Origin of the sequence: Marinobacter sp. NSM (assembly GCF_052380025.1) — a bacterium.
Classification (GTDB): Bacteria; Pseudomonadota; Gammaproteobacteria; order Pseudomonadales; family Oleiphilaceae; genus Marinobacter.
Genome location: NZ_JBQTCK010000011.1, coordinates 1 through 23,668, shown reverse-complemented (window position 1 = coordinate 23,668; position 23,668 = coordinate 1). Strand labels below are relative to the sequence as shown.

The window sequence follows — 23,668 nt, the reverse complement described above, 5'->3', positions numbered from 1 at the left end:
GTTTCATGAAGTCACAAATAACCGCAGAAATTCCGGTGATGGCAGACAACTGTCCCCGGCATGTGGCCATTATCATGGATGGCAATAACCGCTGGGCCAAGGCTCATCGGCTCAAGGGAGTGGCTGGTCACAAGGCTGGTGTGGATGCGGTAAAGGCCGTGGTGGAAACCTGCGCCAGGGAAGGGGTGGAGGTGCTCACTCTGTTCGCTTTTTCCAGCGAGAACTGGCGTCGCCCGAAAGACGAAGTGTCGGCTTTGATGAGGCTTTTCCTGATTGCCCTTGAGCGCGAGGTCCGGAAGCTCCATCGCAACAATATCCGCTTGCGCATAATCGGCGATCGCTCGGCTTTCAATCCGGCGCTTCAGGAACATATGGACAAAGCCGAGGCCCTGACCCGCGACAACACAGCGATGACTCTGGTGATTGCGGCGAACTACGGGGGCCACTGGGACATAACCCAGGCAACCCGAAAAGTGGCAGAGCAGGTTCGGATTGGTCAACTTGAACCGTCAGACATTACCGACGACCTGATCCAGCAGCACCTCAGTATCGGCGACCTGCCGATGCCGGACCTGATGATCCGTACCGCCGGCGAGCAGCGCATCAGCAACTTCCTGTTGTGGCACCTGGCCTATACCGAGTTCTACTTTTCCAGCGTTTACTGGCCGGATTTCAAGGCTGAGGAAATGCGCAAGGCACTGGAAGCCTACAGCCGTCGCCAGCGTCGTTTCGGGCAAACCGACGACCAGATTGCGGCGCGAGCTTCACAACAATAACGATACAGCGACTTATACCGTGTTAAAAACCCGCATCATCACAGCTCTTATTCTTGCTCCCATCGCGATTGGCGGCATCTTTTTTACGTCGCCCCTGGGGTTTGCCCTGTTCACCGGCGCGATCATTACCCTGGGTGCCTGGGAATGGGCGAATATGTCTGGCATTGAGGCGCAGCCGGGTCGGGTGATCTACGCCGCTGTTGTTGCGGCGTTACTCTATGGGCTGCTGAACGTGCCTTCGGTGGCTGTGCTCTGGCTTGCCGTGATTTGGTGGCTGGTGTGCTTCTGGCTGGTGCGCCGGTATCCGGCTGGATCGGATTCCTGGGGTGCCGTGCCCGTGCGGGCGGTGATGGGCCTGTTGGTGCTGATTCCGGCCTGGGTAGGGTTGAACCACCTGCGAACCGGAGGTTTTCAGTTCGGTGACCTGGCAGATAACCGTCTGGCGATTCTCTACATATTTCTTGTGGTCTGGGTGGCTGATATTGGCGCCTATTTTGCGGGCAGAGCGTTCGGCAAGGCCAAGCTGGCGCCCCGGGTCAGCCCTGGTAAATCCTGGGCCGGTGTGTGGGGAGGTCTGGCGGCGGTCGCCTTGCTCGCCGTTGTTGCCAGTCTGCTGGCTGCCGCCACGCCTGTTCAAATGGTTCTGTTGATCGTTGCCACATTGGTCACCGGTTTTGTGTCGGTGCTGGGCGACCTTCTTGAAAGCATGCTCAAGCGATTCCGGGGGATCAAGGACAGCAGTCAATTGCTGCCCGGCCATGGCGGGATCATGGATCGCATCGATAGCCTGACCGCCGCCATTCCTGTGTTTGCCCTGATAATCACCCTGCTGGGTTGGTTGACCACCGGTCACTGGTAACTATGACAACACGTTGCATTACCGTATTGGGGGCAACGGGCTCTATCGGGCTCAGCACCCTGGATGTGATTCGCCGACACCCGGGCCGGTTCTCGGTCTACGCGCTGACAGCGGGCACGCGTGCATGGGAACTGGCAACCCTGTGCCGGGAGTTTCGCCCCAGGGTTGCTGTCATGGCCAGTGAGTGCGCTGCGGACGAGCTCAGGGAGTTGCTGGCCGATTGCCCGGACATCGAGGTGCTCGGGGGTGAGGCAGGCCTTTGTAACGTGGCTGCTGCCAGCGATGCCGATACAGTCATGGCTGCCATTGTTGGCGCTGCGGGCCTGGCGCCAACCTTATCGGCGGTGCGGGCCGGGAAACGGGTACTGCTGGCCAACAAGGAAGCGTTGGTGATGTCTGGCCAGTTGTTTATGGACGCGGTAATCGCCTCAGGCTCGGAGTTGCTGCCCATCGACTCCGAGCACAACGCCATTTTCCAGTGTATGCCAGCAGACAAAATTCGGGATCCGAAGGCCGCCGGTATTACCCGGATCCTGCTGACCGCCTCCGGTGGGCCGTTTCGAACCCTGGCAGCAGAAGAGCTCCGCAGTGTTACTCCGTCTCAGGCCTGTGCGCACCCGAACTGGTCGATGGGCCAGAAGATTTCGGTCGATTCCGCCACGCTGATGAACAAAGGGCTGGAACTGATTGAAGCCTGCTGGCTGTTCAATACCACGCCAGACCGGGTTGAGGTTCACGTTCATCCTGAGAGTATTATTCATTCCATGGTGGAGTACGCGGACGGTTCCGTTCTTGCCCAACTTGGAAGCCCGGACATGCGTACGCCAATTGCCAACGGGCTGGCCTGGCCCGAGCGTATCGAGGCGGGGGTTGCACCTCTGGACCTGTTTGCCATTGGTAAATTCCATTTTGAACGACCGGATCTCCAGCGCTTTCCCTGTCTGCGGCTGGCCGCCGAGGCTTTTGCCAGTGGTGGCACGGCACCAGCGGTGCTGAATGCCGCCAACGAGGTGGCAGTGGAGTCGTTTCTGGACGGTAAGCTGTGCTTCGCCGATATCCCCGTTATCATAGAGCGGACTTTGGCGGCGACGCCGGTCGTTCCGGCGAGCGACTTCGATACCATATTTGCGAAGGATGCCGAGGCTCGCAGCCGGGCCAGGGAACAGATAAGCCTGCTGTCTGTCTGAGTCCTGCGGGAATGTTCATCTTGGCCGACGGCCTCAAACCGGAAACTCTATGCAGATTATTCAAACCGTTCTGGCACTTGCGTTAACACTGGGAATCCTGGTGACCCTGCACGAGTATGGTCACTTCTGGGTGGCCCGGCGGTGCGGGGTCAAGGTGCTCAGATTTTCTGTGGGCTTCGGTAAACCCTTGTTTTCCTGGTACGATCGCCACGGTACCGAGTTTGCGGTGGCGGCGATCCCGTTGGGCGGCTACGTCAAGATGCTCGATGAGCGGGAAGGCCCCGTACCGGAGGGGCTGAAAGATCAGGCCTTTACCTCCAAGCCGCCGTCCCAGAGAATTGCCATTGCAGCTGCCGGCCCGCTGGCAAATTTCCTGTTTGCCATATTCGCCTACTGGTTGCTGAGCGTAGTGGGTGTAACAACCGTTGCGCCGGTGGTAGGGGATGTGACGCCCGGCAGTGTGGCCGACAGGGCAGGGTTGCAGCAGGGCATGGAAATCCATGCTGTGGATGGTCACCGGGTGACGTCCTGGCGTGATATTAACATGCGCCTGTTGGAGCGAACCGGAGAGCATGGCCTGGTGACACTTGAGGTGTCACAGAACGGATCAAGGGGCACAGTCGACGGAGCCCTGAATGGCTGGCGCCTGAGCAATGATACGCCCAACCCCCTGGCAGAATTTGGTATCACGCCCTGGCGACCGGCGGTGCCGGCTGTGTTGGGGCAGGTCACCAGTGATGGCCGGGCTGCTGCCGCAGGGCTTCGGAGCGGCGATCGTATTGTTGCCGTGGACGGCGAGCCGGTGGCCGACTGGTTTGCCCTGGTGGACTACATCAGGAATGCGCCTGAAACCGACCTTGAGCTGTCCATAGAGCGTGATGGGACGCCCCTGGAGCTTACCGTTCGCCCGGCTAACAGAACCCTCGATGATGGCCAGGAAATTGGCTTCGTGGGTGCAGGTGTCGAAGCGATCACCTGGCCAGACGAGTTGCTGCGTGAAGTTCGTTACGGCCCCTTTGCAGCCATACCGAATGCGGTGCATGAAACCTGGGCGGATACCCGACTGACGCTGGTGGCCATCAAGAAAATGGTCACGGGCTTGTTGTCGCCCACCAATCTGAGTGGGCCGATTACCATTGCCCGAGTGGCTGAGGCCAGTGTCAGTTCCGGGTTTGAAGATTTTATTCGTTTTCTGGCCTACCTGAGTGTCAGCCTCGGGGTGCTGAATCTTTTGCCGATTCCTGTATTGGATGGTGGCCACATTGTGTATTACACCATCGAGGCCATACGCCGAAAGCCGGTATCTGAACAGGTTCAGGCACTTGGATTACGAATTGGTATGGCTTTGATTCTGACTTTAATGGTGTTTGCTCTTTACAACGACCTGATGCGGTTGTGAGAATTGCGGGCTCCTTACCGCACATTAACCAGGCGATATAACTGAATGAGACGTTCCCTTCTAGCTGTAGCCGTTGGCCTAGCCATTACCGCAACTGGTATCAAGCCTGTGCTGGCGGATGAATTCACGGTAGCGGATATCGAGGTAGAAGGCCTTCAGCGGGTTTCAGCGGGCTCCGTCTTCTCGGCTTTTCCGGTAAACATTGGCGAGCAGATTGACGAGACTCGTCTGGCCAATGCCATCAAGGAGTTGTTCAGGACCGGTCTGTTTACCGATATCGAAGCCAGCCGTGACAGCGGTGTACTCATTCTGTCGGTCAAGGAGCGCCCTTCCATTTCGTCCATCGAGATCGAAGGCAACAAGAACATTGAAACTGATATGTTGATGGATGCGCTGGCGGGCGCTGGGCTGGAAGAAGGTCAGGTGTTCCGTAGGGCGACCCTCGAACGGCTGGAGCTTGAGATCCTGCGCTCGTACATCGCACAGGGTCGCTATAACGCTCGAGTGCGGGCCACGGCTGAAGAACTTCCCAGAAACCGGGTAGCGGTTCGTCTCGACATCAACGAAGGCACTGTTGCCTCAATCAAGCACATTAATATTGTTGGAAATCAGGATTTCAGTGATGAAGAGCTGATCAGCCTGTTTGAGTTGCGCACCAGCAGCTGGTGGAATTCCATTACCAATAAAGACAAGTATGCCCGGGAGCGCCTGAGCGGTGACCTGGAATCGTTGCGCTCATTTTACCTTGACCGCGGTTATCTGGATTTCACCGTAGAATCCAGTCAGGTGTCCATTTCACCGGACAAGCAGCAGGTATTCATCGCCATCTCCCTGGATGAAGGCCCCCAGTACACGATTTCGGACATTCGCCTTCGCGGCAACCTGATCGTCGAAGAAGAAGAGCTGCGCAAGCTGATCCCGGTTAAGGAGGGAGATGTGTTCTCCCGCGCCCAGATGACCTCCATCTCCGAGGCGTTGTCGTTCCGCCTGGGGCGCGAGGGCTATGCCTTTGCCAACGTCAATGCGGTCCCTGAACCCGGCGAAGACAATACAGCGGCGGTGACCTTCTTTATCGAACCGGGCAAGCGCGCTTACGTCAGGCGTGTGAATTTTGAGGGCAACATCTCCACCAAGGATGAAGTGTTGCGTCAGGAAATGACCCAGATGGAAGGGGGCGTTGCGTCATCTGACCGCATTGAATTCTCAAAAACCCGATTGGAGCGACTGGGCTTCTTCCAGACGGTAGACGTTGAAACCGTCCCAGTACCTGGAACCGATGATCTGGTGGATGTGAATTACAGTGTCCGTGAACAGCCGACGGGCAGCTTGTCAGCGTCGATCGGTTTTTCCCAGAACTCCGGTGTGATCCTTGGTGCTGCTGTTTCCGAGAACAACTTCTTTGGTACAGGTAAGCGGGTGTCGTTTGGTGTAAACGTCAGCGATTCTGTTAAAAGCGCCAATATTTCCTATCTGGATCCCTACTACACTGTCGACGGTGTCAGCCGTGGTTTCAGTTTGTTTGCCAGAGAAACCGATTTTGAAGAGCAGGATATCTCCTCCTACTTGCTGGATGAATATGGCGCCAGATTAACCTTCGGGTATCCGACAGATGCCATCACCCGGCTCAATTTCGGTGTGGGTGTCACCCAATCCAACCTCAAACCTGGCATCTTTTCGTCGGTTGAGGTGCGTGACTTCATCGCCGACGAAGGTGATTCGTTTACCAACTATTTCCTGTTCGGCAGCTGGCGGCGCAGCACACTGAACCGCGGCGTACTGCCTACTCGCGGTTACAGTCATTCTCTGTCGCTGGATGTAGCGGTGCCCGGAAGTGACCTCACGTTCTATAAGGCCACCCACAGAACAGATTTTTACTTCCCGCTGGTAGATACGCAGCGTTGGGTGGTCAGGGCCCGCACCGAGGTGGGCTACGGGGATGGTTATGGCGACCGCACCCAGATGCCGTTCTTTGAGCATTTCTTCTCGGGTGGCTATGGTTCGGTGCGCGGTTACCGGGCAAACTCCCTTGGTAATCGTGCTGAGCCGGCACAAAATGATTTCTCCAGCCCGGACCCCTTTGGCGGTAACCTGCTGACCGAGGCTGGCCTGGAACTGATCTTCCCAACCCCATTTGCGGGTGACACCCGCTCCATGCGTACCTCGTTCTTCCTGGACGCTGGTCAGGTGTTTGATACCGATCGTGGGTTTGACCCGGAACTGGGTGAAGTGCGGGCATCCGCAGGTGTAAGCTTCCAGTGGATCACCGCAGTGGGTCCGCTTGCTTTCAGCCTGGCGAAACCGCTCAATGACAAGCCGGGCGATGATACTCAGGTGTTCCAGTTCTCGCTGGGGCAAACCTTCTGATTGTAGTAAAGAGAAAAACAAAGGATGAAACACAGGAGATTCCCGATGAAACGTCTATCTGCCATTGTTGGCGCAACTCTTATGGCATTCTCGCTGCAGCTCGCAGCGGAGACCAGAATTGGCGTGGTTGACCTGCGCCAGGCGTTGTTTTCGTCCAACGACGCCCAGTCGTTCAGTGAGAAACTTCAGCAGGATTTTGCTGGCGAAGAAGCCAAGGTTCGTGAGGCCCAGGAACAGGCCCGCAGGCTGAAGGACCGGATCGAGAAAGACGGCGCCATGATGAATGAAAGCGAGCGCAACAAGCTGACCGGTGAGTTCGAGGAGAAAGTACAGGAGTTCAACTTTCTCAAACAGCGCCTGGACCAGACCGTTGCGCAGCGCAAACAGCAGTTTCTGGAGAACGCTCGCCCTGAAGTAGACGCGGCCGTCAAAGAGTTGCTGGAAGAGCATAATCTTGACTTGATTCTGCCTAGCGAAGCGGTTGTCTACGTTAAGCCGGAGATGAACCTGACCTCGGAATTGCTCGAGAAGCTTAACCGATAAACCTGACCAGGCCGTGTTACTACCGCATCGGGAGAAGGTTCAATGGTGCAAAAATCCTTTCGTTTGCAGGAACTGGCCGAGGCGTTGGGAGCGGAGCTGAGGGGGAATCCGGACACAGCCATTTCAGGTTTGGCAACGCTGCAGGCTGCGGGCCCCGGGCAGATGAGTTTTCTGGCTAATCCCGCCTATGCCAAGTATCTGGGGCAGACCAAGGCGTCTGCGGTGATTGTGTCGCCGGCTAACGCTGCCGATGCTCCGACCAATGTCCTGTTACTGGACAACCCCTACCTGGGCTACGCTCGCATCAGTCACTGGTTTGACGCCACGCCTGCACCGGTTGTCGGTATTCACCCTACCGCCGTGGTTGATCCCGCGGCAACGATTGCGGACTCTGCCTGTGTCGGCCCGCACGTGGTGATTGAAGCGGATGCGCAAATCGGTGATCAGGTTGTCATAGGGGCCGGTTGTTTCGTCGGGGCCCGTTCCCGGATCGGTGATCAGTCTGTCCTGCGCCCGCGAGTTACCCTGGCCCATGATGTGGTGCTCGGGCAGCGTTGTCATGTTCTCAGCGGGGCGGTCATCGGTTCAGATGGCTTTGGGTTTGCCAACGAGCGTGGTGTGTGGCACCGCATTGCCCAGGTTGGGGGCGTGGTGCTCGGAGATGATGTAGAGATTGGTGCCAATACCACGATCGATCGCGGTGCGGTTGACGACACAGTGATTGGCAATGGTGTAAAGATCGATAACCTGGTTCAGGTTGCCCACAATGTGCACATTGGCGACCACAGCGCCATGGCCGCGAAAGTGGGTATCGCCGGGAGTACAAAGATTGGTCGGCATTGTGTGTTTGGAGGCGCCGCTGGTGTTGCCGGCCATCTGGAAATTACGGATCAGGTTCAACTGACTGGAATGACGATGGTCACAGGGGACATTGCAGAGCCCGGGGTGTATTCGTCGGGTACCAGCGCAGATACCAACCGGCAATGGCGAAAGAATGCGGTACGCTTCAGGCAGTTGGATATTCTGGCGAGGCGGATCAAGGAACTGGAAAAGAAGCTAAAGGGCTGAGGCCAAGCAAGATGATGAAGATCGATGAAATTCTGGAGTATTTGCCGCATCGCTATCCGTTTCTGCTGGTGGACCGGGTAACCGAAGTCGAAAAAGGAAAGTCGATTAAGGGATACAAGAATATCTCCTTCAATGAGCCTTTCTTCACCGGGCACTTCCCGGACAACCCGATTATGCCCGGGGTGCTGATTATTGAGGCCATGGCGCAACTTTCCGGAATTCTCGGTTTTGTGACCGTGGAACGGAAACCGTCTGATGGCGTGATACAATACTTGGCTGGCTCCAGTAAAGTGCGCTTCAAGCGTCCCGTGCTGCCGGGAGACCGCCTGGATATGGAATCCGAGTTTGTGTCTGGCAAGCGTGGTATCTGGAAATTCGAATGCCGCGCATTGGTGGACGGAGAAGTCGCGTGCGTTGCAGAAATCTTGACCGCTGAGAGAGAAGTTTGATGGCGACAAATGACTGGTCGGGTGTCCATCCTCAGGCGATTGTGGACCCGTCAGCCAAACTGGCGGATAACGTTACGGTAGGTCCCTGGAGTTACATTGGCCCGGGAGTGGAAATCGGTGAGGGCACCGAGATTCTTTCCCATGTGGTGATCAAGGGCCCGACGGTTATCGGTCGCAACAACCGTATTTTTCAGTTCTCCAGTATCGGGGAAGAATGTCAGGATAAAAAATACGCTGGCGAGCCTACAACACTGGTAATCGGTGACGATAATGTGATTCGCGAGAATTGCACCATTCACCGGGGCACGATTCAGGACCGTGGCGAAACCCGCATTGGTAACGGCAACCTGCTGATGGCCTACGTGCACGTAGCTCACGATTGCATCGTTGGTAACAACACGATTCTGGCGAATTGCGCCACGCTGGCAGGCCATGTGTCGGTTGGCGATTACGCCATTCTGGGTGGCGGAACTATGGTACACCAGTTTTGCCACATCGGGCCGCACAGTATGGCTGCCGGCGGTAGTATCGTGCTCAAGGATATCCCCGCTTATGTCATGGCCAGCGGGCAGTCTGCCCAGCCCCACGGCATGAACGTGGAGGGGCTTAAGCGCCGGGGTTTCAGCAAGGAAGTCTTGTTGACCTTACGCCGGGCCTATAAGGTGATCTACCGTCAGGGCCTGACCACAGAGCAGGCACTGGAAGAGCTTGAGAGCAGCTTTGCTGACGTGCCAGAGGTTCGCCCGCTGATCGACTCGCTCCGGGGAGCGGATCGCGGCATCATCCGCTGATCCGGCAGGAGGCTGCCGGTGACGCACGCACAAGCTGACATGGTCAGTTCCCGCAAGTTGACCATTGCCATTATCGCCGGTGAGGCATCGGGGGATATTCTTGGTGCCGGGCTGATCCGGTCTCTCCGGAAACGCTATCCGAATGCCCGCTTTGTCGGTATTGGCGGTGATGAAATGATCGCCGAAGGCTTTCATTCCCTGGTCCCCATGGAGCGGTTATCCGTTATGGGGTTGGTGGAAGTGTCAGGGCGTATTCGCGAATTGTTCAGTATCCGCGCCCGCTTGCTGGACTATTTTTTCGCTACGCCGCCGGATGTCGTGATTGGCATTGATTCTCCGGATTTCACCCTGGCGATCGAGCGCCGGTGTCGGGAGGCGGGTATTCCCTCGGTTCATTATGTCAGTCCTTCCGTCTGGGCCTGGCGGCAGAAGCGCATTTTCAAGATTGCCAAGTCTGTCGACCTGATGCTCACGCTGTTTCCCTTTGAAGCCCGTTTCTACGAAGAGCACCAGGTGCCTGTCGCGTTTGTGGGGCATCCGCTGGCGGATCGTATTCCCATGGACCCGGACACCCGTGCCGCCCGTGAAAGCCTGGGGCTTGAGCTGGACAAGCCGGTACTGGCTGTCTTGCCTGGTAGCCGGGGCGGGGAAGTGGAGCGCCTGGGAACGCTGTTCCTGGAGGCATCTCGATGGCTACAGGCCCGCAGGCCAGACATCCAGTTGGTGATTCCCTGTGTAAACCGGGACCGGGAACGGCAGGTTCAGGGGTTGGTAGAGTCCTTGGAAGTCAAGTTGCCGGTCACCCTGGTTCGTGGCCGCTCCCGGGAGGTGATGGCTGCCAGTGATGTGGTGCTGCTTGCCTCGGGTACCGCGACCCTCGAAGCGATGTTGCTTAAAAAGCCAATGGTGGTGGGCTACCGACTGAGCAACTTCAGTTACAAGCTGCTGTCGCGGCTGGTAAAAGTGCCCTGGGTGGCGTTACCGAACCTGCTTGCCCAGAAACCATTAGTGCCGGAACTGTTGCAGGACGATGCCACCCCTGAAAGTTTGGGTGCTGCTGTGCTTGAGCGGCTGGAAAACGAGCAGGAGCGGGCCGACCTGAAGCAAGCCTTTTCCGACCTTCACCAGTCGCTTAAACAGAATGCCGATGAACGGGCTGCCATGGCGATTTCCGAGTTGCTGGAGCGCCAGGACTGATGGCTGGCAAAGAACTCCCACCGTTTGAGTGCCGTTATCAAGGCTGGCGCCTTGCAGGTGTGGATGAGGTTGGCAGGGGGCCCTTGATCGGTGCTGTCGTTACCGCAGCGGTTATCCTGGACCCGGAGCGTCCTATTCAGGGCCTGGCGGATTCCAAGAAGCTCACTGAGAAGCGGCGCCTGGCGCTTTATGACGAGATCGTTGAGAAGGCCGCGGCTTGGTGTCTGGGGCGCTGTGAGCCTGGCGAGATCGATCAATTGAACATCTACCAGGCGACGATGCTGGCCATGAAGCGAGCGGTGGATGGCCTTTCCATAGCACCGGAATACGTGCTGGTAGACGGCAACCGCTGCCCGAACTGGCGCTGGCCCTCAGAACCGGTGGTAAAAGGGGATAGTCGGCACCCGGCCATCAGCGCGGCGTCGATCATTGCCAAGGTGACCCGTGACCGGGAAATGGCGCTGTTGGAGCAAACTTACCCGGGTTACGGCCTGGCGCAACACAAGGGGTACCCCACGCCGGTGCACCTGGAAGCGCTGATGCGCCTGGGGGCAACGCCGGAGCATCGCCGATCTTTTCGGCCGGTTCAGGAGGCAATCGATTCCGCAGGTTTCTTTCAGCCGGGTAGCGAGAGTGTGGCTTCCGAATTGAGTTATCCCACCGACCTGTTTGAAAATATGGATTGACAGGCTGAGTGGTGCGCTGTAATATTTGCGCCACGTTGATCGGGGCAGCCCCGGTAAACAAAAGATTTCGTTAAAAGTTTTGATGCGGGGTGGAGCAGTCTGGTAGCTCGTCGGGCTCATAACCCGAAGGTCGTAGGTTCGAATCCTGCCCCCGCTACCATATAAAAGAAAGGCAGATCAGTAACTTACTGGTCTGCCTTTTTTGCGTTTGGGGTAGCAGAAATTCCCTGTGACGTATATGTGACATATATGTGCCAATCCCTGTGACACGCAATTTGGGTGTTCAGGTGAGAATGACCGTAAGTCTTTTGGTGTCACACTCGAAAATCCACGCAGTTGAAATCTTGTTCTAGCTTATCTTCGGCAAATCCATCTCGGGAATTGCCGACCGCACTTTGCTTTGTCACCTACTCGTCGTTCTGAAATTCCAGTAAATCGCTGACTTCGCATTTGAAAAGCTTGCAGAGTTTGTCGAGCGCTTCAAGATCGATGCGCTGAGCGGTTTCTTTATAAAGCAGTGTCACGGTATTCCGGTTTAAACCAGTCTCTCGAGCGACGTCCACAATCTTCATCTTGTGCTCGCCCATGAGTCGGGCAAGGTGGCATCGAATCATTCTAAAATCATCCTTAATAAACAAATGTCATCCAGAATGGCAAAAAGTGCTTGCAAATGTACTTTTGCTGCTTAAAATGTCATTCAGGATGACATTCTGATATGGGGAATGTCTTTTGTTGATCTAGCGTAGCGCAACAGAAGGAACAATTCGATGGAAAATTCCTACACCTACCTGACTACTGAAGAACTCGCAGGGCGCATTAAGTATGACTGCAGAACCATTCGCCAGTGCCTGAAAGACACCGTTTTGCTTGAGGGAAAACACTACATCAAGCCCTTTGGTCGTCGAAAGATTCTTTTCCTCTGGGAAGAGGTTGAAAAGGAAATGCTGGTTACTGCCCGTGAACATGAACACTTGGCGATTCCGATGGCTAGCGGGGTGGTTTGCCATGGGTAAGGTCAGATCACGTAAAGAAACGGGCCGGCTGTATCTCGACTTCATGTACGCGGGTCATCGCTGTCGTGAGCAAACAGCGCTGGAAGATACGCCAGCAAATCGTAAGCGGGTACAGGCGCTGCTGCAGAAGGTCGAAGCCAAGATCCTTCTTGGCGACTTCAACTATGCCGAGTATTTCCCAGACAGTGGCAATCTTAAGAAGATTGCGCAAAAAGGTGGGGGCTCCCAGGCTGCGGCCGGCTCCGGCGATCTCGAGACTCCGCTTTTCACAGACTTCGCTGGCCAATGGTTCCTGGAATCCAAAATCCAGTGGCGGAACTCTCACACTCGTAACGTGGAATCCATTTTAGAGAGTTCCCTGAAGCCTGCCTTCAAAACCAAGCGGGTCGGGGAGATCACCAAGGCGGATATTCTGGCGGCTCGTAACAAGATGGCCCGGCGCAAGGGCAGGGGCACCAGTGGTCTGATGGCACCTAAGACCATCAATAGTCACATGACGATCCTGCGGATGATCCTGACCGAAGCGGCGGAGCGTTACGATTTCACGAACCCTTACCTCAATATCAAGCCGCTTAAACAACAGAAGGTCCATGTCGAGCCGTTTTCCATGACGGAAGTGGATACCATCCTCATGCGTGTGCGCGAGGACTACCGCAACTATTACCTGGTGCGGTTTTACACTGGCATGCGCACGGGAGAGGTGGATGGCCTGAAGTGGGAGTATGTGGACTTTGATCGCCGCGAGATTCTGCTTCGTGAAACTCTGATCCACGGTAAGACGGAATACACCAAAACGGACGGCTCCCAACGGGAGATTCCCATGTTTGGTCCGGTTTATGACGCACTGAAAGCCCAGTACGAGGCTACCGGCAAGCTCAGTAAGTTCGTGTTTTGTAATCGGCTGGGAGAGCCGTTGGACCATAATAATGTGACTAAGCGTGTTTGGTACCCGCTGCTAGAGCACCTAAAGCTCAAGAAGCGTCGTCCCTACCAGACGCGGCACACGGCGGCGACGCTGTTGCTAGCCTCCGGTGAAAACCCGGAATGGGTAGCCCGGACCCTGGGCCACTCGTCCACCGAAATGCTGTTCAAAGTGTATTCCCGGTATATCCCGAACCTGACACGTATGGATGGCAGTGCCTTTGAACGCCTGATCCAGAGCCGTGTGATCGACAACGATAAGGAGATTGGCGATGAAACTGAATGATCTGCGCCCGTTAACGCAAGAAACCTTCAGGGGCACCTACCGCCTTACCGGTCGCATCGCCTGTTTCGATGACGAAGGTATTCCGTACCTGAAGCTGCGCCTGAGCAGTTGTGCCAGCGATATGGTGGTGCTGGCGGTCATTGGCTCTATGGTGATTCCAGAACACTTGGGCCACATGGATCTGGTGGTCGTCAAAGGGCAGGTATGTGTCGGTCCGGAGGGCAGCGAGGTGCTGCTGACTGAAATCCGACGCCCGCTGCAGACGGATGTCGCCAGCTTGCCGGCACTGCAAACTCTGCCGCGCAACTTCTGCCCGAAACCGGAAGCACTGGATCAGTTGATCGCGGCAGTCCGCTCTCTGGAGTGCGGTTACTTGCAGGTGTTTATCAAGCGGGTGCTGGAGCGCCGGGATCGGCTGGAGGTGTTCCTCCGGGCGCCAGCCAGTAAGAATTACCATCACAACGAACCTGGCGGATTGTTGGTGCACTCTCTGGAGGTGGCGCAGAACGTGTTGCGAATGGCACAGATAAACGAGCCGGAGATGCCGCGATCCCTTAAGGAACTCGGCTTCGTCGCTGGCCTGTTGCACGACATCGGCAAGACCTACACATACGATAAGTACGGTAAACCCACGGCGGCGGCACGACTGTGTGACCACGCGGATCTCACCCTGGAAGCCTGTGCTTTGGGTTTGGCTTATCTCGATAAAGTGGATTCGGACGCAGCACTGGCCTTAAGGCATATCTGGACCTGCGCCTCGCCGGGTGCTCGTTATGGCAATGCTCCCGCCATGACTCTTGCCCGTTACGTTCGGGATGCCGATGCCCAGAGTGCCATGGCCGACAATCAGCGCAAGGCCTATCGAAAACGCCAGCCTGTTGGCTTTGGCCGACTTGGAAGCAACGTGTACTGGAGGCCATGAATCGAGGCCCATGGATGAGGCAATGAGTCAATAGGTTAAGGGGTGTGAGCGCAGTGTGGCCACACCCCTTTTTCGTAGTGTGGTAACCGAAAAATGCTCAGGTGAACAGACAGGTACCTCCTGCTCACACCCTCAAATCTCTGATAGGACAGGGTATAGATCACCAAGGGCAGGCCTATCAAATGATGGACGAGGTGGTCACAGGCTACTATCCCTTCACCCGCTATGGCAGTGGGATTGTGCTGCTGGACCAGAGCGACGAACTGATTCAGTGGACCGACACCGTCCCGGCGCTTGGCGGCTATTTCCCGGCGCATAGTTTTGAAGGCGGCAGCCACCGGTTTAAACACATGGAGCAAGCTTTGAGGCTGATCCGGGAACATGTAAAGGGTTAAATTTCTAGAATGATGGAGTTAACCGCAAGGAGACTGTTTTTCATCAGGCTTCGGTGCGCTTGCATATGCCAGCGCGTAACCAGTTGCATAACCTGCTGCCACACCTACCAGAGCCGTTACTGGCCCGATCAGGCCACCCACTAAGCCGCCAACAAACATCAGTATTACGCTTTTCATACAGACTCCTCCCGCCTTCCTGGCAGCTGCACTATTCCGAGTATAGGGCATTGTGCCCAATGATGGGTTGACCCGCTGATATTGTCTCGCCAAAATACTGTATATTCAAACAGTATCCGGTGTAAAGCATGTCCTGCATTCTGCTTGGCGACTACGAATCCATCTCACGCCTGAACATCCCGATGTTTCTGGAACGGGTCTCGGCTGGCTTCCCATCGCCGGCGGAAGACTACGTTGAGAAAACCATCGACCTGAACGAGCTGTGCATCCAGCACCCCGCTGCCACGTTTTTCGTGCGGGTTCAGGGAGAATCCATGATCGATGCCGGCATCTATCCCGGCGATGTACTGGTGGTGGATCGATCTCTGAGAGCCAAGCATGGCGACATCATCATTGCCAGCCTGGAAACCGAGATGACAGTGAAGCAATTGCACCTGACGCCTCCGCCCGTTCGCCTCCTTCCACGAAACTCGGCGTACCAGCCCATCACCATTGAGGGCGATATGGTGATGGAAGTGTTTGGGGTGGTGACCAATGTGATCCGGTCACTGAAGCGGGGAGGGCAGGGATGATGTTTGTATGTCTGAGGGAGACCAAGGTGCAATGAAGCAGCCTGTATTTGCGCTGGTAGACTGCAATAATTTCTACGCCTCCTGTGAGAAGCTATTCCGTCCGGATCTGCGCAACACGCCTGTGGTTGTGTTGTCCAACAACGACGGCTGTGTGGTCGCCCGTTCGAAAGAAGCCAAGGCACTGGGCATCAAGATGGGCGTGCCGGTTCATCACATCAAATCCGAGATTCGCCGATACGGTATCCAGGTATTCTCCTCCAATTACACGCTCTACGGTGATATGAGCCGGCGAGTGATGACAACGCTAGAGAGCTTGGCTCCAAAAGTGGATGTGTATTCCATTGATGAAGCCTTTTTGGACCTGACCGGCATTGACCGGGTGGTATCCTTCGAGGAGTTTGGTCGAGAGGTCAAAAACATTGTTTACCAGAACATTGGTTTGCCGGTCTGTGTGGGTATCGCTCCCACGCGCACATTGGCCAAGTTGGCCAACTATGCCGCCAAAAAATACCCGGCGACTGAAGGTGTGGTCGATCTGACGAATCCTGAGCGGCAGCGCCGGTTGATGGCTCGGGTGCCGGTTGAGGAGGTTTGGGGTGCCGGGCGAAAACTCAGCGCCAGGCTGCAGGCCATGGGCATTGTCACAGCGTTACAGCTAGCAGATACCCATTTATCGACGCTCAGAAAACAGTTCTCTGTCGTGCTGGAACGCACAGCCCGAGAGCTCAACGGCGTGCCCTGTGTGCCGTGGGAGGATGTACCGGCCCCCAAGAAGCAAATCATGTGCTCCCGATCGTTTGGTCAGCCACTTCGGACATTGAGTGATCTGGAGGAAGCCGTCACACATTTTGCGACACGTGCTTCAGAGAAGCTCCGAAGTGGTGAACAGTTTGCCGGAGGGTTGATGGTTTTCATTCGCACGAACCCGTTTAAGGCCACCGCGCCCCAGTATTCCCGTAGTACGAGCGTCAAGCTGATTAAACCCAGTCAGGATACTCGCGTTATCGTTCAGCAGGCATTGACGCTTTTGCGCCCGCTGTATCGCGAGGGTTTCGACTATGCCAAAGCCGGTGTCATGCTCTGCGACTTGATGGATGGCAGTGGCGTCCAGGAAGATCTTTTCGAGATTGCAGCGGGCGACGTATCCGACAGGGCTCGATCCGAGCGTCTCATGGCCGTCATGGATACCATCAACCGGAAGTCTCGAGCTAAGGTAACCATGGCTCGGGGGGCCGGCCCTTCGGCTTTTGTGATGCGCCGAGAACGATTGTCTCCGGCGTACACCACCAACTGGATAGACTTACCCAACGTGCATTGAGGATTCGTTGTGGGCGAGTTGTCCTCTCCTCTCGTGATCTTCTGAGGTGAGGTGGCCGTATATATCTTTGCATCGTAGCCTTGATGCAAGCGTGCAATCCTTTCCTCGCCCGATATTCTCGGGCGTTTTTTTATCCAAAACTCATGCAGTCAGGTGCGTGACCGATTATCAGCATAGGTTCGGCGTCATGCTCCTTGTTGTGCATCCGTGATCGGACTCTACTCGGCTGCCGACGGACCGGTTCATCGTCCACATGAAACGCTGAGATCATGAGCCGACGAATTGAGGGTGCAGCACAGGGCCGAAATCAGACAAAATGAGAGGTGAATACGCCCGCCTGAAATCTGCTAGGAGCTGGAAGATGGATCTTGAACCAAATAAAGAATTTTCGATGACCATGCCGCCCCCCGGTTGTTAACAGAGATTCGGGAGCTGATTGAAACAGCCAGGCAGCAAGTTGTGCGAGCGGTCAACAGCTCTATGGTGCAGACCTATTGGCATATCGGCCGGCTCATTATCGAGGACGAGCAGCAGGGGGAGGCCCGAGCTGCCTATGGAAAGCAGCAGCTCCAGCGCCTGTCCCAATAATTAACCAAAGAGTTTGGAAAAGGCTTCGACGTTACCAACCTTCGCAATATGCGTCGGTTCTATGAGGCGTTCCCAAAACGAGACGCACTGCGTCCCGAATTGAGTTGGACGCACTACTGCGTTCTGCTCCGGGTCGAGAGCCCCCAGGCCCGGGAGTGGTACATGGCCGAGGCAGCCAGCCAGCACTGGAGCAGCCGGGCGCTGGAACGGCAGATCGGCACCCTGTATTACGAACGGCTGATCAGCAGTCAGGATCGGGCGGCGGTGCAGCAGGAGGCCGAGATCCAGGCGCGGCCATTGTCTGAGCAGGACGCCAGAAACTACCTGCGCGACCCCTACGTGCTGGATTTCCTTAACCTGCCCGGTGAACGGTACTTGGAAGCTGACCTTGAACGAGGGCTGATCGACAATCTTCAGGCATTCCTGCTCGAGCTGGGCAAAGGATTCGCTTTTGTCGGCCGGCAGCAGCGCATCAGCACCGATGATCAGGATTTCTACATCGACCTGGTGTTCTATAACTTCAAGCTCAATTGTTTTCTCCTGGTGGATCTCAAGCTGGGCAAGCTCACTCACCAGGATGTCGGGCAGATGGACAGCTATATTCGAATCTACGACCAGCACCGCAAGGGTGACGACGACCCGACGATTGGCCTGATCCTGTGCAGCCAGAAAAGTGAGGCGGTGGTGAAGTACTCCGTGCTCACCGACAGCGAGCAGATGTTCGCCTCGAAGTACCTGCCCTACCTACCGACAGAAGAAGAGCTGCGGCGGGAGCTGGAACGAGAGCGGTGCTTGGTGCAGCAGCAGATTGAACAGGCAAGCTCCCCTATAGAGAGCAATGATTGAACGGTTCAGCGTCGAGGTATGACGCTGAGATCATGGGTTACGGAATCCGGCTTTTCCCTCTTTTCACATCAGACTAAGCTGAGTGCCAGCGTCTGCTTCTGACACACCAGCTGGCACGCTTTTTCCTTTTCGCAAATCTGAAACCCGCTGTTTTGCGAGCTTTCCCGCTTGTCGGTAGTCAACGATTGGCGCCGGGTACGGCAGAAGCCCCAGGTCGCAAGCTTCGTCACTCAGGCATCCAACCGTGCGCGTTATGTCGTGAACGTCAGCACCTTTAAGTGCTCGCAATTCCGGCACCCAGCGACGGATAAAGACGCCTGCCGAATCGTTGTCGATACCCTGCTTTATGGGGTCATACACCATCAGGTTGTCAAAGCTCGATGTGCCAGAGACTACATGGTGAATGGGATAGTGGACGGCAGGTTCGTAGTCCAGAAACTCACCTGCAAGATGCCTCGCTACTTGCAGTGTTGGCAGCCAGAGGTTCATCGTTGCGAACGAGACTACCGTTGCCCGAAGCCGCATATTAATCCAGCCAGTCTGCCGGAGACACCGCATTGCGGCGTCAATATAGGGCACGCCTGTTCGCCCGACTTTCCAGGCCTCAAACCGTTCTTGGTCGAATTCTGACTCCCGCACACCGTCAAACTGCGGCAGCATGTGCTGAAATTCCAGTTCCGGGTGATGCTCGAACGTCTGTATGTACTGTCGTCGCCACATCAGGCGATCCAGATAAAAGCGAGCTCGCTCCTGGAGCTTTTGGAAGGACTCGGGGCTAAGCTTTTCGTGTCCTTGGGTCACTACGCCATCAACGGCTTGAAACACCTCTCGATCGGAAATGATGCCGTAAGCCAGATACGTTGATAGACGGGAGCATCCGTTCCAAGCCGTGTTGGGGCTGGAAATCTGAAACGGGTAGCGTTGGAGACTCCGAATGCTAAAGAAGCTTCTCATCGCATTCACCGCCAGTGTCCTCCCTCCCCTCTGTCGGAAGGGCTTGTCGTCGCCTGTGGCCACCGGGATGGATTCTGGCGAGGCTGCAGGAAGCGGCGGCTTAGCGAAGCGGTTAGTCAGACTGGTGCCCGTCGGATCTTTCAGCTTTCGGGTAACGCACTGAGCGAAGTAATCCGGAAACGACAATGACGTTTGCTCCCCGCGAGCTATCCCGTTCTGTTGGCATTCCATCAGCTCGATACCCGCGGCCTGACACCAGGCCTTCATCTGCTTATCCCGCTCGTATTGGCTGTTTTGGGTTGTCTCCCGGTGGGTCCAGATGCGGGTAATGGGGGTAATCCTGTGGAGCTGCTTGAAAACATCCAGACTTTCCCCGACAAGCTCCAGTAGCCGGCCTCCAAGGCGTTCTATTTCAACGCTCAGCTCCGCCAATGTTTCCTGCACGAAGACCTGGTGCTGGCGTGAAACGTCCGGCTGACAGATCAGATTCGGCTCGTGAACATACACAGGCAAAACCGGGCCATGGCTGCGTACACCGGCCATTGAAAAATAGAATGGATCTGAGTCTTGTAACCTCAGATTTCGCTTGAGCCAGAAAACTTGCATGGCTTCCCTGATTTTCTAACGTAAGAGAGGATCAAGAGCTGTTTGGTGTTCCTCTAATCGGCTTGGGCTATCAGCACTCGGTTCCTGGCTCCCGAGCCCAGATCCATCCCTCTTTGCGTGCTAAACACAGGTCTGTAGGCTCCATAGCCCCGCCGTTCAGAAAGTCTGCCCCAGCGACACAACAAAGAACGGCATCGAGCACATCAGCATTAGCCAGAAGCGCTTTTTCGTCTGCAATTTCTACCCACTCTGGGAGTCCACGCAGAATTTTCTCGCGCTCGGCACGTAGTGTCTCGCTGTTGTCCTTGTATTTCCCATTTGGGAGTTTATGGGCAGTCAGGGTTCTAGCTGGGTACACCTCGATAGCCCGGTCGTCAGTGAGTTCTGGATCCCACGCCAGGGGGATCGGTTTTCCGGTCGACTCTCGGGAGCGCTGAGTAGATTCAAAGCGAAAACGGTGGTTCGAGCTATGCGGTCAGCACCTACATCCAATGGCTGCTTGCCTGTTCTGTTTTAGATAAACGATCAGTCTCACGCCGGAACAGATTATTCGGTTCATCCTTGATTACCCCGCCAGCTTGGTGGTGTGCGAGCGATGCCCTGAGTGCGTCGGGCCATCCTAGAGGGGCGTCCAGTGCGATCAGACAGGGGCGATCACCATCTAACCATTCGATTACTCTCTGGATAATTTAGTTTTTTGCTGCGCCAGGCTCTGCATGCTTAACGAGCAACCGCCCACGAGTTAGCACTGCTTTAGCAAGCCCAACCTTTTTGGGATCCGTCGCACAATCGATGCCGATGATGGTGATAGCCAAACTGCTTCTCCTGCCGCCTCTGCTTTTATTTACGACCACAAATTTCCTCGGTTTAGAAAAACCTCTCAATTCGCAAGACTAGCCCGATTTTAGCTGAGTGCGAAAAATGTGAAACAAATAACGTCAAAAGTAGATACTCTTTTGGTCGGTCAGTGGCTCACATCGTTTGGAGCAAAATAGTCGGCGCCTTTACTGCGTTAAGTTTCGAGTACGGTTTTCGGTTTTTTCTGAAACTTCTTGGCTCAGGTTTCGTAAACATAGGGGTTAACCCAAATTTTGCAGGAGATAACGTTGATGAGTGTGAAATTTTCAGGAAAGACATTAATTACTGCGTTGACGGGCGCTGCTCTTCTCACAGGTTGCGGAGTGTTCCCCGCTACATCCGGAAATCAATCAAGTGCCGTTGAGTTACCGCGAGAAATTGCGGTCCCAGCGGGACATCAGCGAGCGATGGTGGGTAGCGTTGTTAACGGGACGGTGACGTGGCTGTGTGCTGAGAATGACGCTGGCAAATATGGTTGGAAATTTGCTGGGCCAAGTGCGAATCTCGTAGACGAAAGCGGGACACAAATCGGCTCATATTATGGCCCGCCAGCGACCTGGGAAGCATTGGATGGTTCCAAAGTCACCGGCAAGCAGTTAGCAACCGCGCCTGCTGGCCCTGGCAATATTCCCTTCCAGTTGGTGAAGGCGACATCTGATGGGCCAGATGGCATGATGAGTGAGATTGAATACATACAACGCATTAATCTTGTGGGTGGAGCAGCACCGGCAATAGAGTGCACGAAAACGTCTGAAGGTAGAAAATTTGTTAGCGGTTACACTGCAGACTACATATTCTGGACTGCAGAGTAACGCCAATGTCGTGAATTGATCTCAAATAGACGAAATCCGCACATGCGTGCGGTTTTCGTCACCTGATTGATGGCCCAGGTTTGGGCAATCAACTCCGTATCTGCATTAAAGAAATATCCTGTTCAGCCGATTTCCTTACTCAGAAACTAGAACAAAAACGCTTGCGTACTAAGCTTAATGCTTGGACATGCATGGACATTAGAGTCAGCGAATGTGAATTTTGTCGGCTGTGAGTGCAAGGGATTCTACATGCTTGGATTTGTCAAACAATCCGCTTTCATCGAATGCAAGAACCGGCTAGATCGGTCTCAAGAAACTGCTAACCAACTAGAGTGCATGCTTGAAGCGATTCGTGACGCTGTTGGATATGTTGTGTTTACCCCGCAGGGCTTTGTCGAGCAGTGCAATGAAAAGTTTTAGCAGTACTCGGTTATGAAAAAAGCCAGGTAATAGGCAAGCATCATCGAGCTTTTGTAGAGCCTGATTATGCCGACAGTGCAGAATATGGCCAGTTTTGGAATGACTTGGGTGCGGGAAAATTTTTGCATGGTCTATTTCCGCGTGTTAACTCCCAGGGCAAAAAGGTATGGCTTGAAGGCAGCTACTTTCCTGTGAGAGGTGAGTCAGGGGAAGTTGTGAATGTTGTGAAAATTGCGGCAGACGTGACAACGACTGTGACGGAGAGTGCAGATAAAGAAGCGCTGCTGACTGCTTTAGACTCCTACATGGCGGTTATCAAGTTTTCGCCAGAAGGTACGGTTTTAGATGCAAACAACAACTTTCTTCGCGTAATGGGCTATGAGTTGAGCGACATTGTTGGTTACCCTCACAGGAAATTTTGTTTTGACGATTTCTATCGGGACAATCCTGACTTTTGGAAGCGACTTGCAGCACGTGAGTCGGCGGCCGCCACCTCGGAGGAAACCTCTCAGATTGCAAGTCATTCTACGAACGCCATCGAAGAGGCCATTAAGGTCACTGATCAGGTAACGAAAGAAGTCGCAGAAGCATTAGGTCTGAGCCAGGCTCTAGAGGAGCAGGCTGCCAAGATTCAGGGTATTGTTACCACTATTTAGGGTGTTGCCGATCAAACGAATTTGCTCGCCTTGAATGCGGCGATCGAAGCTGCGCGTGCCGGTGAGGTTGGTCGTGGGTTTGCAGTCGTCGCAGATGAGGTCAGAACGCTTGCTGCACGAACGGCGGAATCACTGTCGGAGATTTCGTCTGTTGTTCAGGCGAATAACGAAATGATTATGGATTTGCGTCTCCGAATGGTAAGGGTTAATGAGCTGTCTTCAAATAGCTCCGATCAAATCTCTTCATTATCAGAAGGCATAGTCGAAGTGGACAGAGGCATAAGTGAACTGGCTCAAACTGTTGCTAATTTGAAGTGGTTAGGTCTCACTGTCTGTAGTAGACCGCTATTTGGACTAGCCTGATTATCGACCTATTGAGCCGAGTTTCGGCGAGCTTCCTTATTTTTCGCGGATTGGTCGACTGTGCTAGCCCATTCCGTCGGCCATCGGGCTGCAATGAGCGTGGCAGCCTCGAATACGTTTAGCCCAAGTTTTCGGGCGTTGGGAAAAGAGGTTGTTATGAGTGCCACGATGTCCGATACCGACGGCTGATCACCAGTGATCGTGGCAGTATTCTGGTCTGCACTGAGCATTCGAATCCCCTCGTATGTGATGCTTAGATGAGCCATCGGCTGCTCCGCTGCATGATCGCCAGTAATGACCAGCCGGAAAGCTCCATACTCAATTGAAAATTCCACTGTTTCAGGCTCCTTGAAGTTATTGGGTATATTGCTCGTAATTATTGCAACTTACGTCGATGTTGCTTGAACAGGTTACTGTTGGGGTGAGGCAGGCCACATGATTAAGCGAGGGATGGAATAGATGAAGTACATGGTAGAGTTGCGACAGAAGTGTCAGGCCCGCATTTGCGAGCCTGATTGACTTTTAGGAAGAAGTTCTCCCAACATTACCCGGGGTTAAAGTGGGTAGGTGGTCAGTGCTGCTGAAACCCAAGGCGTTTTCTGTACCGCTTGAGCAGGAATTCAGTGTCATGATTCCAAGGGT

At 54.9% G+C, this 23,668-nt stretch carries 24 protein-coding genes, 1 tRNA gene and 2 pseudogenes; 23 read left to right on the top strand and 4 right to left on the bottom strand.

All coding sequences use genetic code 11. The features are described 5' to 3' along the window. Positions 1-5 precede the first annotated feature (5 nt). The 12 genes from uppS (at position 6) to ACTZWX_RS16810 (ending at position 11,479) form a co-directional block, all read left to right on the top strand. Positions 6-776, top strand: coding sequence for a polyprenyl diphosphate synthase (uppS, locus tag ACTZWX_RS16865; RefSeq protein ID WP_444714893.1), 771 nt, complete (start codon positions 6-8; stop codon positions 774-776). Between the two features lie 19 nt (positions 777-795). After that, entirely contained in the window at positions 796-1,635 is an 840-nt protein-coding gene (locus ACTZWX_RS16860) for a phosphatidate cytidylyltransferase (RefSeq protein ID WP_444714892.1), read from the top strand. 2 nt (positions 1,636-1,637) lie between these two features. Beyond that, positions 1,638-2,822 (top strand): 1-deoxy-D-xylulose-5-phosphate reductoisomerase, encoded by a 1,185-nt coding sequence (gene ispC / locus ACTZWX_RS16855; protein WP_444714891.1) that lies wholly within the window; start codon positions 1,638-1,640, stop codon positions 2,820-2,822. Between the two features lie 49 nt (positions 2,823-2,871). Continuing rightward, positions 2,872-4,221 carry an RIP metalloprotease RseP gene (gene rseP, locus ACTZWX_RS16850; protein WP_444714890.1) on the top strand — a complete coding sequence of 450 codons (1,350 nt, stop codon included), beginning with the start codon at positions 2,872-2,874 and terminating at the stop codon, positions 4,219-4,221. A 45-nt stretch (positions 4,222-4,266) separates the two neighbouring features. Next, complete coding sequence (gene bamA / locus ACTZWX_RS16845) at positions 4,267-6,585, top strand: outer membrane protein assembly factor BamA (protein WP_444714889.1); 2,319 nt, start codon at positions 4,267-4,269, stop codon at positions 6,583-6,585. Positions 6,586-6,630: 45 nt separating this feature from the next. Beyond that, entirely contained in the window at positions 6,631-7,128 is a 498-nt protein-coding gene (locus tag ACTZWX_RS16840) for an OmpH family outer membrane protein (protein ID WP_444714888.1), read from the top strand. 45 nt (positions 7,129-7,173) lie between these two features. Continuing rightward, positions 7,174-8,196, top strand: coding sequence for a UDP-3-O-(3-hydroxymyristoyl)glucosamine N-acyltransferase (lpxD, locus tag ACTZWX_RS16835; RefSeq protein ID WP_444714915.1), 1,023 nt, complete (start codon positions 7,174-7,176; stop codon positions 8,194-8,196). An 11-nt stretch (positions 8,197-8,207) separates the two neighbouring features. Continuing rightward, on the top strand, positions 8,208-8,645 hold the full coding sequence (fabZ, locus tag ACTZWX_RS16830; protein ID WP_058090249.1) for a 3-hydroxyacyl-ACP dehydratase FabZ: 438 nt from the start codon (positions 8,208-8,210) through the stop codon (positions 8,643-8,645). After that, the gene (lpxA, locus tag ACTZWX_RS16825; protein ID WP_444714887.1) at positions 8,645-9,436 is read left to right on the top strand and encodes an acyl-ACP--UDP-N-acetylglucosamine O-acyltransferase; all 792 of its coding nucleotides are present in this window, start codon (positions 8,645-8,647) and stop codon (positions 9,434-9,436) included. The genes fabZ and lpxA overlap by 1 nt, the downstream gene beginning before the upstream one ends. 39 nt (positions 9,437-9,475) lie before the next feature. Further along, positions 9,476-10,633: a lipid-A-disaccharide synthase gene (gene lpxB, locus ACTZWX_RS16820; protein WP_444714914.1), complete on the top strand. Its 1,158-nt coding sequence runs from the start codon at positions 9,476-9,478 to the stop codon at positions 10,631-10,633. Further along, positions 10,633-11,319: a ribonuclease HII gene (gene rnhB, locus ACTZWX_RS16815; protein WP_444714886.1), complete on the top strand. Its 687-nt coding sequence runs from the start codon at positions 10,633-10,635 to the stop codon at positions 11,317-11,319. The genes lpxB and rnhB overlap by 1 nt, the downstream gene beginning before the upstream one ends. A gap of 83 nt (positions 11,320-11,402) precedes the next feature. Further along, positions 11,403-11,479: transfer RNA gene (locus ACTZWX_RS16810), tRNA-Met, on the top strand. A 247-nt stretch (positions 11,480-11,726) separates the two neighbouring features. Here the strand turns inward: ACTZWX_RS16810 and ACTZWX_RS16805 are convergent. Next, positions 11,727-11,933: a helix-turn-helix domain-containing protein gene (locus ACTZWX_RS16805; protein ID WP_444714885.1), complete on the bottom strand. Its 207-nt coding sequence runs from the start codon at positions 11,931-11,933 to the stop codon at positions 11,727-11,729. A gap of 153 nt (positions 11,934-12,086) precedes the next feature. Here ACTZWX_RS16805 and ACTZWX_RS16800 point away from each other — a divergent pair, with 153 nt between their 5' ends. The 4 genes from ACTZWX_RS16800 to ACTZWX_RS16785 all read left to right on the top strand — a co-directional run bounded on the left by ACTZWX_RS16800 (position 12,087) and on the right by ACTZWX_RS16785 (position 14,856). Next, on the top strand, positions 12,087-12,332 hold the full coding sequence (locus ACTZWX_RS16800) for a hypothetical protein (protein WP_022991553.1): 246 nt from the start codon (positions 12,087-12,089) through the stop codon (positions 12,330-12,332). Then, on the top strand, positions 12,325-13,539 hold the full coding sequence (locus tag ACTZWX_RS16795; RefSeq protein WP_444714884.1) for an Arm DNA-binding domain-containing protein: 1,215 nt from the start codon (positions 12,325-12,327) through the stop codon (positions 13,537-13,539). The genes ACTZWX_RS16800 and ACTZWX_RS16795 overlap by 8 nt, the downstream gene beginning before the upstream one ends. Continuing rightward, a complete protein-coding gene (locus ACTZWX_RS16790; RefSeq protein WP_444714883.1) occupies positions 13,526-14,461 on the top strand; it encodes a TraI domain-containing protein in 936 nt (311 codons plus the stop codon). Before ACTZWX_RS16795 ends, ACTZWX_RS16790 begins: the two co-directional genes overlap by 14 nt. A 182-nt stretch (positions 14,462-14,643) precedes the next feature. Next, positions 14,644-14,856 carry a hypothetical protein gene (locus ACTZWX_RS16785; RefSeq protein ID WP_444714882.1) on the top strand — a complete coding sequence of 71 codons (213 nt, stop codon included), beginning with the start codon at positions 14,644-14,646 and terminating at the stop codon, positions 14,854-14,856. A gap of 18 nt (positions 14,857-14,874) precedes the next feature. Here the strand turns inward: ACTZWX_RS16785 and ACTZWX_RS16780 are convergent, their stop codons facing one another. Then, entirely contained in the window at positions 14,875-15,033 is a 159-nt protein-coding gene (locus tag ACTZWX_RS16780) for a hypothetical protein (RefSeq protein ID WP_444714881.1), read from the bottom strand. Positions 15,034-15,161: 128 nt separating this feature from the next. Between ACTZWX_RS16780 and umuD the strand changes: the two genes are divergently transcribed. The 3 genes and pseudogenes from umuD (at position 15,162) to ACTZWX_RS16765 (ending at position 18,357) form a co-directional block, all read left to right on the top strand. Then, complete coding sequence (umuD, locus tag ACTZWX_RS16775; protein WP_444714880.1) at positions 15,162-15,605, top strand: translesion error-prone DNA polymerase V autoproteolytic subunit; 444 nt, start codon at positions 15,162-15,164, stop codon at positions 15,603-15,605. A 31-nt stretch (positions 15,606-15,636) separates the two neighbouring features. Next, complete coding sequence (umuC, locus tag ACTZWX_RS16770) at positions 15,637-16,923, top strand: translesion error-prone DNA polymerase V subunit UmuC (protein ID WP_444714879.1); 1,287 nt, start codon at positions 15,637-15,639, stop codon at positions 16,921-16,923. Positions 16,924-17,307: 384 nt separating this feature from the next. Beyond that, positions 17,308-18,357, top strand: a pseudogene (locus ACTZWX_RS16765) (PDDEXK nuclease domain-containing protein). 63 nt (positions 18,358-18,420) lie between these two features. Here ACTZWX_RS16765 and ACTZWX_RS16760 read toward each other — a convergent pair. Next, positions 18,421-19,917, bottom strand: a complete 1,497-nt coding sequence (locus tag ACTZWX_RS16760) for an FAD-binding domain-containing protein (protein ID WP_444714878.1) — start codon at positions 19,915-19,917, stop codon at positions 18,421-18,423. A gap of 70 nt (positions 19,918-19,987) precedes the next feature. Further along, complete coding sequence (locus ACTZWX_RS16755; RefSeq protein WP_444714913.1) at positions 19,988-20,281, bottom strand: DUF429 domain-containing protein; 294 nt, start codon at positions 20,279-20,281, stop codon at positions 19,988-19,990. Between the two features lie 745 nt (positions 20,282-21,026). Between ACTZWX_RS16755 and ACTZWX_RS16750 the strand changes: the two genes are divergently transcribed. The 4 genes and pseudogenes from ACTZWX_RS16750 to ACTZWX_RS16735 all read left to right on the top strand — a co-directional run bounded on the left by ACTZWX_RS16750 (position 21,027) and on the right by ACTZWX_RS16735 (position 23,026). Continuing rightward, positions 21,027-21,587: a DUF3455 domain-containing protein gene (locus ACTZWX_RS16750; protein WP_444714877.1), complete on the top strand. Its 561-nt coding sequence runs from the start codon at positions 21,027-21,029 to the stop codon at positions 21,585-21,587. A 449-nt stretch (positions 21,588-22,036) separates the two neighbouring features. Next, positions 22,037-22,207, top strand: a pseudogene (locus tag ACTZWX_RS16745) (hypothetical protein); the annotation flags it as partial. A gap of 15 nt (positions 22,208-22,222) precedes the next feature. Next, a complete protein-coding gene (locus ACTZWX_RS16740) occupies positions 22,223-22,663 on the top strand; it encodes a methyl-accepting chemotaxis protein (RefSeq protein WP_444714876.1) in 441 nt (146 codons plus the stop codon). 21 nt (positions 22,664-22,684) lie between these two features. Continuing rightward, positions 22,685-23,026: a methyl-accepting chemotaxis protein gene (locus ACTZWX_RS16735; protein ID WP_444714875.1), complete on the top strand. Its 342-nt coding sequence runs from the start codon at positions 22,685-22,687 to the stop codon at positions 23,024-23,026. Positions 23,027-23,668: the final 642 nt, after the last annotated feature.